The following is a 13,430-nucleotide window of genomic DNA, read 5'->3' on the forward strand; positions in this document are numbered from 1 at the left end:
GGGCAGGGGTCAGCCGCCGAACTCCTGCAGGCCCTTCAGGGCTTGGTCCAGGAGCGCCTGACGGCCCTCCAGCTCACGCTCCAGCTTGTCGGCCTTGGAGGTGTTGCCCTGGGCGCGCGCCTGCTCGATCTGCGCCCTCAGCTTGTCCACCGCGGCCTGCAGCTGACCGGTCAGACCCGCGGCACGCGCGCGTGCCTCCGGATTCGTCCGGCGCCACTCGGCCTCCTCGGCTTCTTGGATCGCCCGCTCGACGGTGTGCATCCGGCCCTCGACCTTGGGACGCGCGTCCCGCGGCACGTGACCGATGGCCTCCCAGCGCTCGTTGATCGAGCGGAAGGCGCCCCGCGCGGCCTTCAGGTCGGTGACCGGCAGGAGCTTCTCGGCCTCCTCGGCCAGCTCCTCCTTCAGCTTCAGGTTCTCCGCCTGCTCCGCGTCCCGCTCGGCGAACACGGAGCTGCGCGCGGCGAAGAACACGTCCTGGGCGCCGCGGAAGCGGTTCCACAGGTCGTCCTCGTGCTCACGCTGGGCGCGGCCGGCGGCCTTCCACTCCGTCATCAGCTCGCGGTAGCGGGCCGCCGTCAGACCCCAGTCCGTGGAGCCGGAGAGCGCCTCGGCCTCGGCGACCAGCCGCTCCTTGGTCCTGCGGGCCTCCTCGCGCTGCGAGTCCAGCTGCGCGAAGTGCGCCTTGCGGCGCTTGGAGAACGCCGACCGGGCGTGCGAGAAGCGGTGCCACAGCTCGTCGTCGGACTTGCGGTCCAGACGCGGCAGCCCCTTCCAGGTGTCCACCAGCGCCCGCAGCCGCTCACCGGCGGCCCGCCACTGGTCGGACTGCGCCAGCTCCTCCGCCTCCGAGACCAGCGCCTCCTTGGCCCTGCGGGCCTCGTCGGACTGCTTGGCCCGCTGCTGCTTGCGCTCCTCGCGGCGCGCCTCGACGTTCTCGACGAGCTTGTCCAGCCGCTTCCGCAGCGCGTCCAGGTCGCCGACCGCGTGGTGCGCCTCCACCTGCTCGCGCAGGTGGTCGATCGCGGTCTTGGCGTCCTTCGCCGACAGGTCGGTGGTCTGCACTCGCTTCTCGAGGAGGCCGATCTCGACAACCAGGCCCTCGTACTTGCGCTCGAAGTAGGCAAGCGCCTCCTCAGGGGAGCCGGCTGCCCAGGATCCGACGACCTGCTCGCCGTCGGCCGTACGCACGTACACGGTCCCCGTCTCGTCGACGCGGCCCCACGGGTCGCTGCTCACAGCGCCTCCTCCACATGATGCCCGCGGGGGGCTCAGCACCCCCGGGCATCGTCCACAGTTTCGTCACGGCCAACATAGGCGACCAGCGGGTTGCCTGTCCGCATCCAGCGCGACCGAAAAATCGCGCGGTCGGCCGTCATGGCCGTCAGGACTTCGTCACCGTCGCCTTGTTGATCACCACGGTGGCGTTCGGGGCGGTGTTGCCGGTGTTCGGGTCGGCCTCCTGGGCCCCGGCGTCGGCGATCTTCTTCAGCACCTTCATGCCCGCCTCGGACACCGTGCCGAACGGGGTGTAGCTCGGCGGCAGCGGGCTGTCCTTGTAGACGAGGAAGAACTGGCTGCCGCCGGTGTGCTTCTGCCCGGTGTTGGCCATCGCGACCGTGCCCGCCGGGTAGGTGCCGCCCTTGAGGATCTTGTCCTTCAGGTTCTCGTCCGGAATGGTGTAGCCCGGCCCGCCCATCCCCGTGCCCTTGGGGTCGCCGCACTGCAGCACGAAGATCTGCTCGGGGGTGAGCCGGTGGCACTTGGTGTGGTCGAAGTAGCCCTTGCCCGCCAGGAAGGCGAACGAGTTCACCGTGTGCGGGGCCGCCGCCGTCTTCAGCGCGATGTCGATGTCACCGCACGTCGTCGCGAGCTTCATCGAGTACTTCGCCGACGTGTCGATGTCCATCGCCGGCTCCTTCTTCCAGCTCAGGTTCTTCACCGAGCCGGCCGCCGGCTTCGCGCACGGGTCCGGAGCCTTGCTGGGCGGCGTGGCGCTCGGCGTGACCGCGGCGCTCGCGTCGGTCTTCTTGTCGTCGTCGTTCTTCAGTACGCCGGTCGTGTAGAGCGCGACACTGCCGATCACGACCACGCCGAGTACCGATGCGATCACGGAGTTGCGCAGGCGGGCCTTGCGCCGCGCCTCGGTGCGCCGCTGCTGCTGCCGCAAGAACTTCTCCCGGGCGAGCTGACGCCGCCGCTGATCCTGGGTGACCACCGGGTTCTCTCCTCATGCGTGTCGTGGGTCGAGCGGTACGCGTGCGTCCTGGCCGACCGCTGCGTGTAGCCCCGTACCGTATATGGGTTCGCTGAGGAAACGGCAGCGCCGGTAGGCTCTGACGCAGCTGAAGACGCCTGTAATCGACACAACGAAGGACGATCGTGCTCATTGCCGGGTTCCCCGCCGGGGCCTGGGGGACGAACTGCTATCTCGTCGCCCCCGCCGCCGGTGAGGAGTGCGTGATCATCGACCCGGGCCACCAGGCCGCCGAAGGAGTCGAGGAAGCGCTCAGGAAGCATCGGCTCAAGCCCGTCGCCGTCGTCCTCACCCACGGCCACATCGACCACGTGGCCTCGGTCGTCCCCGTGTGCGGCGCCCACGACGTGCCCGCCTGGATCCACCCCGAGGACCGGTACATGCTGAGCGACCCCGAGAAGGCGCTCGGCCGGTCCTTCGGCATGCCGCTGATGGGCGAGCTGACCGTGGGGGAGCCGGACGACGTCAAGGAGCTGACCGACGGCGCCACGCTGGAGCTGGCCGGGCTCACGTTCTCCGTCGCGCACGCGCCGGGCCATACCAGGGGGTCGGTGACCTTCCGGATGCCCGAGACCACCGACATCCCGTCGGTGTTCTTCTCCGGGGATCTGCTGTTCGCCGGCTCCATCGGACGCACCGACCTGCCGGGCGGATCCATGGAGGACATGCTCGAGTCGCTGGCCCGCGTGTGCCTGCCGCTCGGCGACTCCACCGTGGTGCTGTCCGGCCACGGCCCCCAGACGACCATCGGCCAGGAGCGCGCCACCAACCCCTACCTGCGGGACGTGGCCGCCGGCCAGGGAGCCGCCGAGGCTCCCCGACGAGGAATGTGACGAGAGAGCTTTCCGTGAGCACCTTCAAGGCACCCAAGGGCACCTACGACCTGATCCCCCCGGACTCGGCCAAGTACCTCGCGGTGCGCGAGGCCATCGCCGCCCCGCTGCGCAACTCCGGCTACGGCTACATCGAGACCCCCGGCTTCGAGAACGTCGAGCTGTTCGCCCGCGGTGTCGGTGAGTCCACCGACATCGTGACCAAGGAGATGTACGCCTTCGAGACCAAGGGCGGCGACATGCTGGCCCTGCGCCCCGAGGGCACCGCGTCCGTGCTGCGCGCGGCGCTGGAGGCCAACCTGCACAAGGCGGGCAACCTCCCGGTCAAGCTCTGGTACTCCGGCTCCTACTACCGCTACGAGCGTCCCCAGAAGGGCCGTTACCGCCACTTCTCCCAGGTCGGCGCCGAGGCGATCGGCGCGGAGGACCCGGCGCTGGACGCCGAGCTGATCATCCTGGCCGACCAGGCGTACCGCTCGCTGGGCCTCAGTGACTTCCGCATCCTGCTGAACAGCCTGGGCGACAAGGAGTGCCGGCCGGTGTACCGGGCCGCGCTGCAGGACTTCCTGCGCGGCCTCGACCTCGACGAGGACACGTTCCGCCGGGCGGAGATCAACCCGCTGCGCGTCCTCGACGACAAGCGCGAGTCGGTGCAGAAGCAGCTGACGGGCGCCCCGCTGCTGCGGGACTACCTGTGCGACGCCTGCAAGACGTACCACGAGGAGGTCCGCGAACTGATCACCGCGGCCGGCGTCGCCTTCGAGGACGACGCCAAGCTGGTGCGCGGCCTGGACTACTACACCCGCACCACCTTCGAGTTCGTGCACGACGGCCTGGGCTCCCAGTCCGCGGTGGGCGGCGGCGGCCGTTACGACGGCCTCTCCGAGATGATCGGCGGCCCCGCGCTGCCGTCGGTCGGCTGGGCCCTCGGCGTCGACCGCACGGTGCTGGCCCTGGAGGCCGAGGGGATCGAGCTGAACATCCCCGCCTCGACCAGCGTCTTCGCCGTCCCGCTCGGCGAGGAGGCCCGCCGCGTGCTGTTCGCCAAGGTCACCGAGCTGCGCAAGGTCGGCATCGCCGCGGACTTCTCCTACGGCGCCAAGGGCCTGAAGGGCGCCATGAAGAACGCCAACCGCAGCGGCGCCCGCTACACGGTGGTGGCCGGTGAGCGGGACCTCGCCGAGGGCGTGGTCCAGCTCAAGGACATGGACTCCGGTGAGCAGACGGCGATCGGCGTGAACGAGATCGTGGCGGAGCTGGAGTCCCGGCTCGGCTGACCGGCCGCGCGCGAGGGCGCCGGACGCTCCTTCTGGGGGGCGTCCGGCGCCCTCGTGCCGTCCGGCTGTGCGACTGTCCGACTGTCCGACTGTCCGGAACCGAACGGACACCACTCGTCGTACGTACTTCCTTATGCGGCGTGAACGGTGCGCACACGGACGGGTGCGGCACAATGAGCCGTGCCCGAAGAAGGTCCGACCTCAAGTGACGGAATCGGCGTGATGAGCAAGACGACAGTCCAGGACGTCTCCACGGAACCCGGTCCCGAGCGTGCCGCCGACGCCCCCCGCACGGTGGGCGGCAGCCGTGCCTTCGCCCTGCTGCTGGTGATCACCGGCGCGGCCGGACTGCTGGCCGCCTGGGTCATCACGATCGACAAGTTCAAGATCCTCGAGGCGAAGGTCGCGGGCACGACCTTCACCCCGGGCTGCAGCCTCAACCCGGTCGTCTCCTGCGGCAGCGTCATGGAGAGCAAGCAGGCCGCCGCGTTCGGTTTTCCGAACCCGATGCTCGGCCTGGTCTGCTACGGCATCGTCATCTGCGTCGGCATGAGCCTGCTCGCCCGCGCCCGCTTCCCGCGGTGGTACTGGCTGACCTTCAACTTCGGCACGCTCTTCGGCGTCGTCTTCTGCGCCTGGCTGCAGTTCCAGTCCCTGTACCGGATCAACGCGCTGTGCCTGTGGTGCTCGCTGGCCTGGGTCGCCACGATCGTCATGTTCTGGTACGTCACCTCGTTCAACGTCCGCAACGGCTTCCTGCCGGCCCCGCGCCCGCTCAAGACCTTCTTCGGTGAGTTCACCTGGGTGCTGCCGGTCCTGCACGTGGGCATCATCGGCATGCTGGTGCTGACCCGCTGGTGGGACTTCTGGACCAGCTGACAGGGACCGGCCGGTCCGCACCGGCCGGCCCGGACCGGCCGACGGCCCAGCAAGGGCCCGGCCGGACTGTCGGTGCCGTGTTCTAGGGTTTCAGGGTGGAACCCGACCTCTTCACCGCCGCAGCAGAAGAACGCCAGGAGAAGGACCCGGCGGCCAGTCCCCTGGCGGTGCGCATGCGCCCGCGCACACTGGACGAGGTCGTGGGCCAGCAGCACCTGCTCACACCCGGGTCCCCGCTGCGCAGGCTGGTCGGCGAGGCCGGCGGCGGCCCCGCCGGACCCTCCTCGGTGATCCTCTGGGGCCCGCCCGGCACCGGCAAGACCACCCTCGCCTACGTCGTCTCCAAGGCCACCGACAAGCGGTTCGTGGAGCTGTCCGCCATCACCGCGGGCGTCAAGGAGGTCCGCGCGGTCATCGACGGCGCCCGCCGCGCCACCGGCGGGTTCGGCAAGGAGACCGTCCTCTTCCTGGACGAGATCCACCGCTTCAGCAAGGCCCAGCAGGACTCCCTCCTGCCGGCCGTCGAGAACCGCTGGGTGACCCTGATCGCGGCCACCACCGAGAACCCGTACTTCTCGGTCATCTCCCCACTGCTGTCCCGCTCCCTGCTGCTCACCCTCGAACCGCTCACCGACGACGACGTCCGCGGCCTGCTGCGGCGCGCGCTGGCCGACGAACGCGGCCTGAAGGGCGCCGTCGGCCTCCCCGAGGACACCGAGGCGCACCTGCTGCGGATCGCCGGCGGTGACGCCCGCCGCGCCCTGACCGCGCTGGAGGCGGCCGCGGGCGCCGCCCTGGACCAGGGCGAGAGCGAGATCGGCCTGCGGACGCTGGAGCAGACCGTCGACCGCGCCGCGGTGAAGTACGACCGCGACGGCGACCAGCACTACGACGTCGCCAGCGCTCTCATCAAGTCCATCCGCGGCTCCGACGTCGACGCCGCCCTGCACTACCTGGCCCGCATGATCGAGGCCGGGGAGGACCCCCGCTTCATCGCCCGCCGCCTGATGATCTCCGCGAGCGAGGACATCGGCCTCGCCGACCCGAACGCCCTGCCGATCGCGGTCGCCGCCGCCCAGGCCGTCGCCATGATCGGCTTCCCGGAGGCCGCCCTCACCCTCAGCCACGCCACGATCGCGCTGGCCCTCGCCCCCAAGTCCAACTCCGCGACCACGGCGATCGGCGCCGCGCTGCAGGACGTGCGGGCGGGCCTGGCCGGCCCGGTCCCGCCGCACCTGCGCGACGGCCACTACAAGGGCGCCGCCAAGCTGGGCCACGCGCAGGGCTACGTGTACCCGCACGACCTGCCCGAGGGCATCGCCCCGCAGCAGTACGCCCCGGACGCCCTCAAGGACCGCGACTACTACACGCCGACCCGGCACGGCGCCGAGGCCCGCTACGCCGACGCGGTCGAATGGACCAGGAGACACCTCGGTCGCAAGCGGCCCTGAGCACCCTGTAGCATTCCTGGCAGTGCTGCGTCCCGTGTCCGGCTTCGGCCGGCGCCTCAGGCGGGACATCCAGCCGGATCTTTCGATCCAGGAGCGTCGCGCACCGTCGTAGGTGTCGCGGGCAGCCCACCACCACCCGGAGCCCGGGACCGGTCGGTGGGCCGTTCGTGTGCTGCATGTATGTGCCCAGATCAGGGGGAGCGGCTGCCCGACACGTCCCACGCGGACCTGTCGGGAATTCCCCGGCTGCGGATGCGACCTCCCGTAACCCTGAGGCAGCCGAAAAGGAAAAGGAAAAGAAGTGGCGAACCAGTCCCGCCCCAAGGTCAAGAAGTCGCGTGCCCTCGGCATCGCGCTGACCCCGAAGGCCGTCAAGTACTTCGAGGCCCGCCCCTACCCGCCGGGCGAGCACGGCCGCGGCCGCAAGCAGAACTCGGACTACAAGGTCCGTCTGCTGGAGAAGCAGCGTCTGCGCGCGCAGTACGACGTGTCCGAGCGCCAGCTCGTCCGCGCCTACGAGCGTGCCTCCAAGGTCCAGGGCAAGACCGGTGAGGCCCTGATCATCGAGCTCGAGCGCCGTCTCGACGCGCTGGTCCTGCGTTCGGGCATCGCCCGCACGATCTACCAGGCCCGCCAGATGGTCGTCCACGGCCACATCCAGGTCAACGGCCAGAAGGTCGACAAGCCGTCCTTCCGTGTCCGCCCGGACGACGTCGTGCAGGTCCGCGACCGCTCCAAGGACAAGACGCTCTTCACGATCGCCCGCGAGGGTGGCTTCGCCCCCGAGGGTGAGACCCCGCGCTACCTGCAGGTGAACCTCAAGGCCCTGGCGTTCCGCCTGGACCGTGAGCCGAACCGCAAGGAGATCCCGGTGATCTGCGACGAGCAGCTCGTCGTCGAGTACTACGCCCGCTGACCCCAGCCGGCGTACGTCCTCAGCCCGCCGTCCTGCCGCCCTCCGGGGCCGGCGAGGCGGCGGGTTCGCGTTTCCCGGCCCCCTCCCGGCCCCGTGCCCCGCGCGGAGCGGGCAGCGCGCCCAGCGGCCGTACGCCGTCGTGTCCCAGCGCCCGGGCCACGGCCGCGTCCCGGTCCAGCCGTGACCCCTCGCGCACGCACTCCTCGTACCGCGTGTCACCGAGCGCCCGCCGCGCGGCGGCCTCGCACACCTCGTGCGGGGCGTTGTAGTGGGCCGAGCCGAACAGCGGCAGCCCCACCGACGGCCACAGCCGGCCCGCCGCCCCCTGCAGCACCGCCGCCTCGGCCGGGTCGCCCTGCGCCGCCGTCACCAGCGCGAGCAGCTCGATCGCCAGCACGCAGCCCAGCAGGTCGTCAAAGGCGTGCGCGTTGCCGAGGCAGTCCCCGAGCAGCTTCCGCGCCCGCGCCGGGGCCCCCTCCCGCCAGGCCGCGTACGCCAGCACGTAGAGCGCGTACGACCGCGCCCAGCGCTCCCCGTGGTCCTCGCAGATCCCCCGCACGTCCTCGCACAGCCGCACCGCGTCCGGCAGATCACCCTGGAACGCCCGTGTCATCGCCAGTTCCACCTGGCCCATCAAAACGTTGCTGTTGAGTTCGCCGATCTCGCGGTAGCGGTCCAGCGCCGACCGCAGCAGCGTCTCCGCACCGCTCATGTCGTCCGTGATCAGTGCCAGGCACCCGGCACGGTGCTCGGCGTACGCCGCCGCCGTCGCGTCCGCGCACCGCTCCGCCTGCTCCCGGCACTCCCGCAGCGTGCGCAGCGCGGTCACGGTGTCGCCCTGCAGGATCGCCACGTGCCCGAGCACCCACAGCGCCTTGAGCCGGGACCGCTCGTACCCCGACTCCAGCTCCACGCTGCGCTCCAGCCAGCGCCGCCCCTCCGCCAGCCGCCCGCACCCGACCCAGCAGAACCACAGCGATCCCGCCAGGTACTGGCCGAGGTGCACTCCCTCCGGCTCCGTCAGGCACAGCTCCAGCGCCGCCCGCAGATTCGCCAGCTCCGCTTCGACCCGGGCGGCCACCTCCCGCTGCCGGGGCGAGAACCAGTCCAGTTCGCACCAGGTCGCCAGGCCCAGGTACCAGTCGCGGTGCCGCCGGCGCAACCGGTCCGCGTCGCCGGCCGCCTCCAGCCAGTCGGCGCCGTAGGCGCGCACGGTGTCCAGCATGCGGTAGCGGGGACCGGCCGGGGTCTCCTCGCGGGAGACGACCGACTGGGCGAGCAGCTCCGAGAGCACGTCCAGGACGTCCCGTGCGGCCAGCCCGTCCCCGCTGCACACGTACTCGGCCGCCTCCAGGTCGAAGGTCCGCGCGAACACCGACAGCCGCGCCCACAGCAGCCGTTCGGCCGGCGTGCACAGCTCGTGGCTCCAGCCGATGGCCGTGCGCAGCGTCTGGTGCCGGGGCAGGGCGTCCCGGCCGCCGCCGGTCAGCAGCCGGAACCGGTCGTCCAGGCGCCGCAGCAACTGGTCGGGGGACAGGGCCCGCAGCCGTCCCGCCGCCAGTTCCAGCGCCAGCGGAACGCCCTCCAGGCGACGGCACAGCTCCCGCACCTCGGGGGCCCCGGCCACCGGCAGCCCCTGCTCCGCGGCCCGGCGCGTGAACAGCTCCACCGCCTCGTCCTCGTCGAGCGGCGGCAGCGGGAACAGCCGTTCGCCGGCCAGCCCCAGCGGACGCCGGCCCACGGCCAGCACGCGCAGCTCCGGCAGCCGGCGTACCAGCTCCGCCGTCAGGCCGGCGCAGGTCTCCACCAGGTGCTCGAACCCGTCCAGCACCAGCAGGACCCGCCGGCCGGTGAGGTGTTCGAGCAGCATCTCGCGGGGCATGCGGGAGGTGTGGTCGGTCAGCCCGAGCGCCTCCAGGACCGCGTACTCCACCAGCTGCGGATCGCGGACCGTCGCCAGCTCGACCCAGCCCCGGCCGGCGCCGCGCTCCGCGTCACCGGACGCCCACCGGGCCGCCGCCCGTCCGGCCAGCCGGGACTTGCCGACGCCCCCGGCCCCGGTCACGGTCACCAGCCGGGACCCGCCGAGCACGCTCGCCAGCTCGGCGAGCTGTGCCGAGCGCCCGACGAAGGCGTCGAGTTCGAGGGGCGGACCTACGTACGCCCACGGGCCGGGACTCTGAGGACCTCGCATGGGACACGGAGCGTACTGAACCGTGTTGCGTACAATCGCCTGTCGCGACTCCGTCCCCGGCGGCCGGTAATCCGGTGCGGAGCCCCGGCCTCGGCGCGATAGGCTCGGGGCCACGACTTTTTCGATGCTCAGGCACGTTTCAGGGAGCGGGTGCGCACAGTGTCCGGTGGTGAGGTGGCCGGGATCCTGGTGGCCGTCTTCTGGGCGATCCTGGTCTCCTTCCTCGCCGTCGCACTGGCGAGGCTGGCCCAGACGCTCAAGGCGACCACCAAGCTCGTGGCGGACGTGACCGACCAGGCCGTCCCGCTGCTAGCCGACGCCTCCCAGGCGGTGCGTTCGGCGCAGACCCAGATCGACCGGGTCGACGCGATCGCCTCCGACGTCCAGGAGGTCACGTCGAACGCCTCCGCGCTGTCGACCACCGTCGCCTCCACCTTCGGCGGCCCCCTGGTCAAGGTCGCGGCCTTCGGCTACGGCGTCCGCCGGGCCCTGGGGGGCCGCAGGGAGGACGTGCCCGCGAAGGCGCCCCGGCGTACCGTGATCGTGGGCCGGACGGTCCCCGCCGCACGCCGCAAGCGGAAGTAAGGACTGAGACCGAGCGATGTTCCGCCGTACGTTCTGGTTCACCTCGGGTGTCGCCGCCGGTGTGTGGGCCACCACCAAGGTCAACCGCAAGCTCAGGCAGCTGACCCCGGAGAGCCTGGCCGCCACCGCGGCGAACAAGGCCCTGGAGACCGGCCGGCGCGTGAAGGACCGCGCGGTCGGCTTCGCGCTCGACGTGCGCGACAACATGGCGCAGCGCGAGGCGGAGCTGAACGACGCCCTCGGCATCGACGAGGACCCCGGGCTCCCCGCGCCCCGGCGCCACGCCGTCATCGAGAACAACCGCAGCAGCCCGAAGTACATCGAGAACACGACGTACTCGCACAACCGGAATGAGGACCACTGATGGAGTCGGCCGAGATTCGCCGCCGCTGGCTGAGCTTCTTCGAGGAGCGCGGGCACACCGTCGTCCCTTCGGCGTCGCTCATCGCGGACGACCCGACTCTGCTCCTCGTCCCCGCCGGCATGGTGCCCTTCAAGCCCTACTTCCTCGGTGAGGTCAAGCCCCCCTTCGCGCGCGCCACCAGCGTGCAGAAGTGCGTGCGCACGCCCGACATCGAAGAGGTCGGCAAGACCACCCGCCACGGCACGTTCTTCCAGATGTGCGGCAACTTCTCCTTCGGTGACTACTTCAAGGAAGGTGCCATCAAGTACGCCTGGGAGCTGCTCACCACGCCCCAGGACAAGGGCGGTTACGGCCTCGACCCCGAGCGCCTGTGGATCACCGTCTACAAGGACGACGACGAGGCCGAGCGTATCTGGCACGAGGTCGTCGGCGTGCCCAAGGAACGCATCCAGCGCCTGGGCATGAAGGACAACTACTGGTCCATGGGCGTCCCCGGCCCCTGCGGCCCCTGCTCCGAGATCAACTACGACCGCGGCCCCGAGTTCGGCGTCGAGGGCGGCCCCGCCGTCAACGACGAGCGGTACGTGGAGATCTGGAACCTCGTCTTCATGCAGTACGAGCGCGGCGAGGGCATCGGCAAGGACAACTTCGAGATCCTCGGGGACCTGCCGAGCAAGAACATCGACACGGGCCTCGGCCTGGAGCGGCTCGCCATGATTCTGCAGGGCGTGCAGAACATGTACGAGATCGACACCTCCATGGCCGTGATCGACAAGGCCACCGAGCTGACCGGTGTCCGCTACGGCGACGCCCACGACTCGGACGTGTCGCTGCGCGTGGTCACCGACCACATGCGCACCGCCACCATGCTCATCGGCGACGGCGTCACCCCCGGCAACGAGGGCCGCGGCTACGTGCTGCGCCGCATCATGCGCCGCGCCATCCGCAACATGCGCCTGCTCGGCGCCACCGGCCCGGTCGTCAAGGACCTCATCGACGTCGTCATCGGCATGATGGGCCAGCAGTACCCGGAGCTGGTCACCGACCGCGAGCGCATCGAGAAGGTCGCCCTCGCCGAGGAGAACGCCTTCCTGAAGACGCTGAAGGCCGGCACCAACATCCTCGACACCGCCGTCACCGAGACCAAGCAGTCCGGCGGCAGCGTCCTCTCCGGCGACAAGGCCTTCCTGCTCCACGACACCTGGGGCTTCCCGATCGACCTCACCCTGGAGATGGCCGCCGAGCAGGGCCTCTCCGTGGACGAGGAGGGCTTCCGCCGCCTGATGAAGGAGCAGCGGGAGCGCGCCAAGGCCGACGCCCAGGCCAAGAAGACCGGCCACGCCGACATGGGCGCCTACCGGGAGATCGCCGACGCCGCCGGCGCCACCGACTTCACCGGCTACACCGAGACCGAGAGCGAGACCACGATCGTCGGCATCCTCGTCGACGGGGTCTCCTCCCCGGCCGCCGCCGAGGGCGACGAGGTCGAGATCGTCCTGGACCGCACCCCGTTCTACGCCGAGGGCGGTGGCCAGATCGGCGACACCGGCCGGATCAGGGTCGACTCCGGCGCCGTCGTCGAGATCCGCGACTGCCAGAAGCCGGTCCCGGGCGTGTACGTCCACAAGGGCGTCGTCCAGGTCGGCGAGGTCACCGTCGGCGCCAAGGCCCACGCCTCCATCGACGCCCGCCGCCGCCACGCCATCGCCCGCGCCCACTCGGCCACGCACCTGACCCACCAGGCGCTGCGCGACGCCCTCGGCCCGACGGCCGCCCAGGCCGGTTCCGAGAACCAGCCCGGCCGCTTCCGCTTCGACTTCGGCTCGCCCTCCGCCGTCCCGACGGCCGTGATGACCGACGTCGAGCAGAAGATCAACGAGGTGCTCGCCCGGGACCTCGACGTGCACGCCGAGGTCATGGGCATCGACGAGGCCAAGAAGCAGGGCGCCATCGCCGAGTTCGGCGAGAAGTACGGCGAGCGCGTCCGCGTGGTGACCATCGGCGACTTCTCCAAGGAGCTGTGCGGCGGCACACACGTGCACAACACGGCCCAGCTGGGCCTGGTGAAGCTGCTCGGCGAGTCCTCCATCGGCTCCGGTGTGCGCCGTATCGAGGCCCTGGTCGGCGTGGACGCCTACAACTTCCTCGCCCGCGAGCACACGGTCGTCGCCCAGCTCCAGGAGCTGATCAAGGGCCGTCCGGAGGAGCTTCCGGAGAAGGTCTCCGCCATGCTCGGCAAGCTGAAGGACGCCGAGAAGGAGATCGAGAGGTTCCGCGCCGAGAAGGTGCTGCAGGCCGCCGCCGGCCTCGCCGGGTCCGCCAAGGACGTGCGGGGCGTCGCCCTGGTCACCGGCCAGGTCCCGGACGGCACGGCGCCGGACGACCTGCGCAAGCTGGTCCTCGACGTGCGCGGCCGGATCCAGGGCGGCCGGGCCGCCGTGGTCGCCCTCTTCACGGTCACCGGCGGCAAGCCGCTGACGGTCATCGCCACCAACGAGGCCGCGCGCGAGCGCGGTCTGAAGGCCGGTGACCTGGTCCGCGCCGCCGCCAAGACCCTCGGCGGCGGCGGTGGCGGCAAGCCGGACGTCGCCCAGGGCGGCGGCCAGAACCCGGCCGCCGTCGGCGAGGCCGTCGACGCCGTCGAGCGACTCGTCGCCGACACCGCCAAGTAGGG

At 71.1% G+C, this 13,430-nt stretch carries 11 protein-coding genes; 8 read left to right on the plus strand and 3 right to left on the minus strand.

Going from position 1 to position 13,430, the window contains the following annotated elements:
• Window positions 1-9 precede the first annotated feature (9 nt).
• The gene (locus tag IE177_RS14625; RefSeq protein ID WP_190015751.1) at window positions 10-1,239 is read right to left on the minus strand and encodes a DUF349 domain-containing protein; all 1,230 of its coding nucleotides are present in this window, start codon (window positions 1,237-1,239) and stop codon (window positions 10-12) included.
• Between the two features lie 145 nt (window positions 1,240-1,384).
• Window positions 1,385-2,218, minus strand: a complete 834-nt coding sequence (locus IE177_RS14630; RefSeq protein WP_190015752.1) for a peptidylprolyl isomerase — start codon at window positions 2,216-2,218, stop codon at window positions 1,385-1,387.
• Between the two features lie 164 nt (window positions 2,219-2,382).
• Between IE177_RS14630 and IE177_RS14635 the strand changes: the two genes are divergently transcribed.
• The 5 genes from IE177_RS14635 (at window position 2,383) to rpsD (ending at window position 7,613) form a co-directional block, all read left to right on the plus strand.
• A complete protein-coding gene (locus IE177_RS14635) occupies window positions 2,383-3,090 on the plus strand; it encodes an MBL fold metallo-hydrolase (RefSeq protein WP_190015753.1) in 708 nt (235 codons plus the stop codon).
• A 14-nt stretch (window positions 3,091-3,104) separates the two neighbouring features.
• Window positions 3,105-4,367 carry a histidine--tRNA ligase gene (gene hisS, locus IE177_RS14640; RefSeq protein WP_190015754.1) on the plus strand — a complete coding sequence of 421 codons (1,263 nt, stop codon included), beginning with the start codon at window positions 3,105-3,107 and terminating at the stop codon, window positions 4,365-4,367.
• Window positions 4,368-4,589: 222 nt separating this feature from the next.
• The gene (locus IE177_RS14645) at window positions 4,590-5,246 is read left to right on the plus strand and encodes a vitamin K epoxide reductase family protein (RefSeq protein ID WP_190015755.1); all 657 of its coding nucleotides are present in this window, start codon (window positions 4,590-4,592) and stop codon (window positions 5,244-5,246) included.
• 95 nt (window positions 5,247-5,341) lie between these two features.
• A complete protein-coding gene (locus IE177_RS14650; protein WP_190015756.1) occupies window positions 5,342-6,697 on the plus strand; it encodes a replication-associated recombination protein A in 1,356 nt (451 codons plus the stop codon).
• A gap of 301 nt (window positions 6,698-6,998) precedes the next feature.
• Window positions 6,999-7,613 carry a 30S ribosomal protein S4 gene (gene rpsD / locus IE177_RS14655; RefSeq protein ID WP_023552091.1) on the plus strand — a complete coding sequence of 205 codons (615 nt, stop codon included), beginning with the start codon at window positions 6,999-7,001 and terminating at the stop codon, window positions 7,611-7,613.
• A gap of 19 nt (window positions 7,614-7,632) precedes the next feature.
• On the opposite strand, the gene IE177_RS14660 is transcribed toward rpsD, so the two are convergent.
• The gene (locus IE177_RS14660; RefSeq protein ID WP_190015757.1) at window positions 7,633-9,807 is read right to left on the minus strand and encodes an ATP-binding protein; all 2,175 of its coding nucleotides are present in this window, start codon (window positions 9,805-9,807) and stop codon (window positions 7,633-7,635) included.
• Window positions 9,808-9,966: 159 nt separating this feature from the next.
• On the opposite strand from IE177_RS14660, the gene IE177_RS14665 reads away from it, so the two are divergent.
• The 3 genes from IE177_RS14665 to alaS are packed head-to-tail and all read left to right on the plus strand — an operon-like array spanning window position 9,967 to window position 13,428.
• A complete protein-coding gene (locus IE177_RS14665; protein ID WP_190015863.1) occupies window positions 9,967-10,392 on the plus strand; it encodes a DUF948 domain-containing protein in 426 nt (141 codons plus the stop codon).
• A 16-nt stretch (window positions 10,393-10,408) separates the two neighbouring features.
• On the plus strand, window positions 10,409-10,756 hold the full coding sequence (locus IE177_RS14670; RefSeq protein WP_190015758.1) for a hypothetical protein: 348 nt from the start codon (window positions 10,409-10,411) through the stop codon (window positions 10,754-10,756).
• On the plus strand, window positions 10,756-13,428 hold the full coding sequence (alaS, locus tag IE177_RS14675; RefSeq protein WP_190015759.1) for an alanine--tRNA ligase: 2,673 nt from the start codon (window positions 10,756-10,758) through the stop codon (window positions 13,426-13,428). Before IE177_RS14670 ends, alaS begins: the two co-directional genes overlap by 1 nt.
• Window positions 13,429-13,430 lie beyond the last annotated feature (2 nt).

The organism is Streptomyces lucensis JCM 4490, assembly GCF_014650035.1.
In the GTDB taxonomy this organism is placed as follows: Bacteria; Actinomycetota; Actinomycetes; order Streptomycetales; family Streptomycetaceae; genus Streptomyces; species Streptomyces lucensis.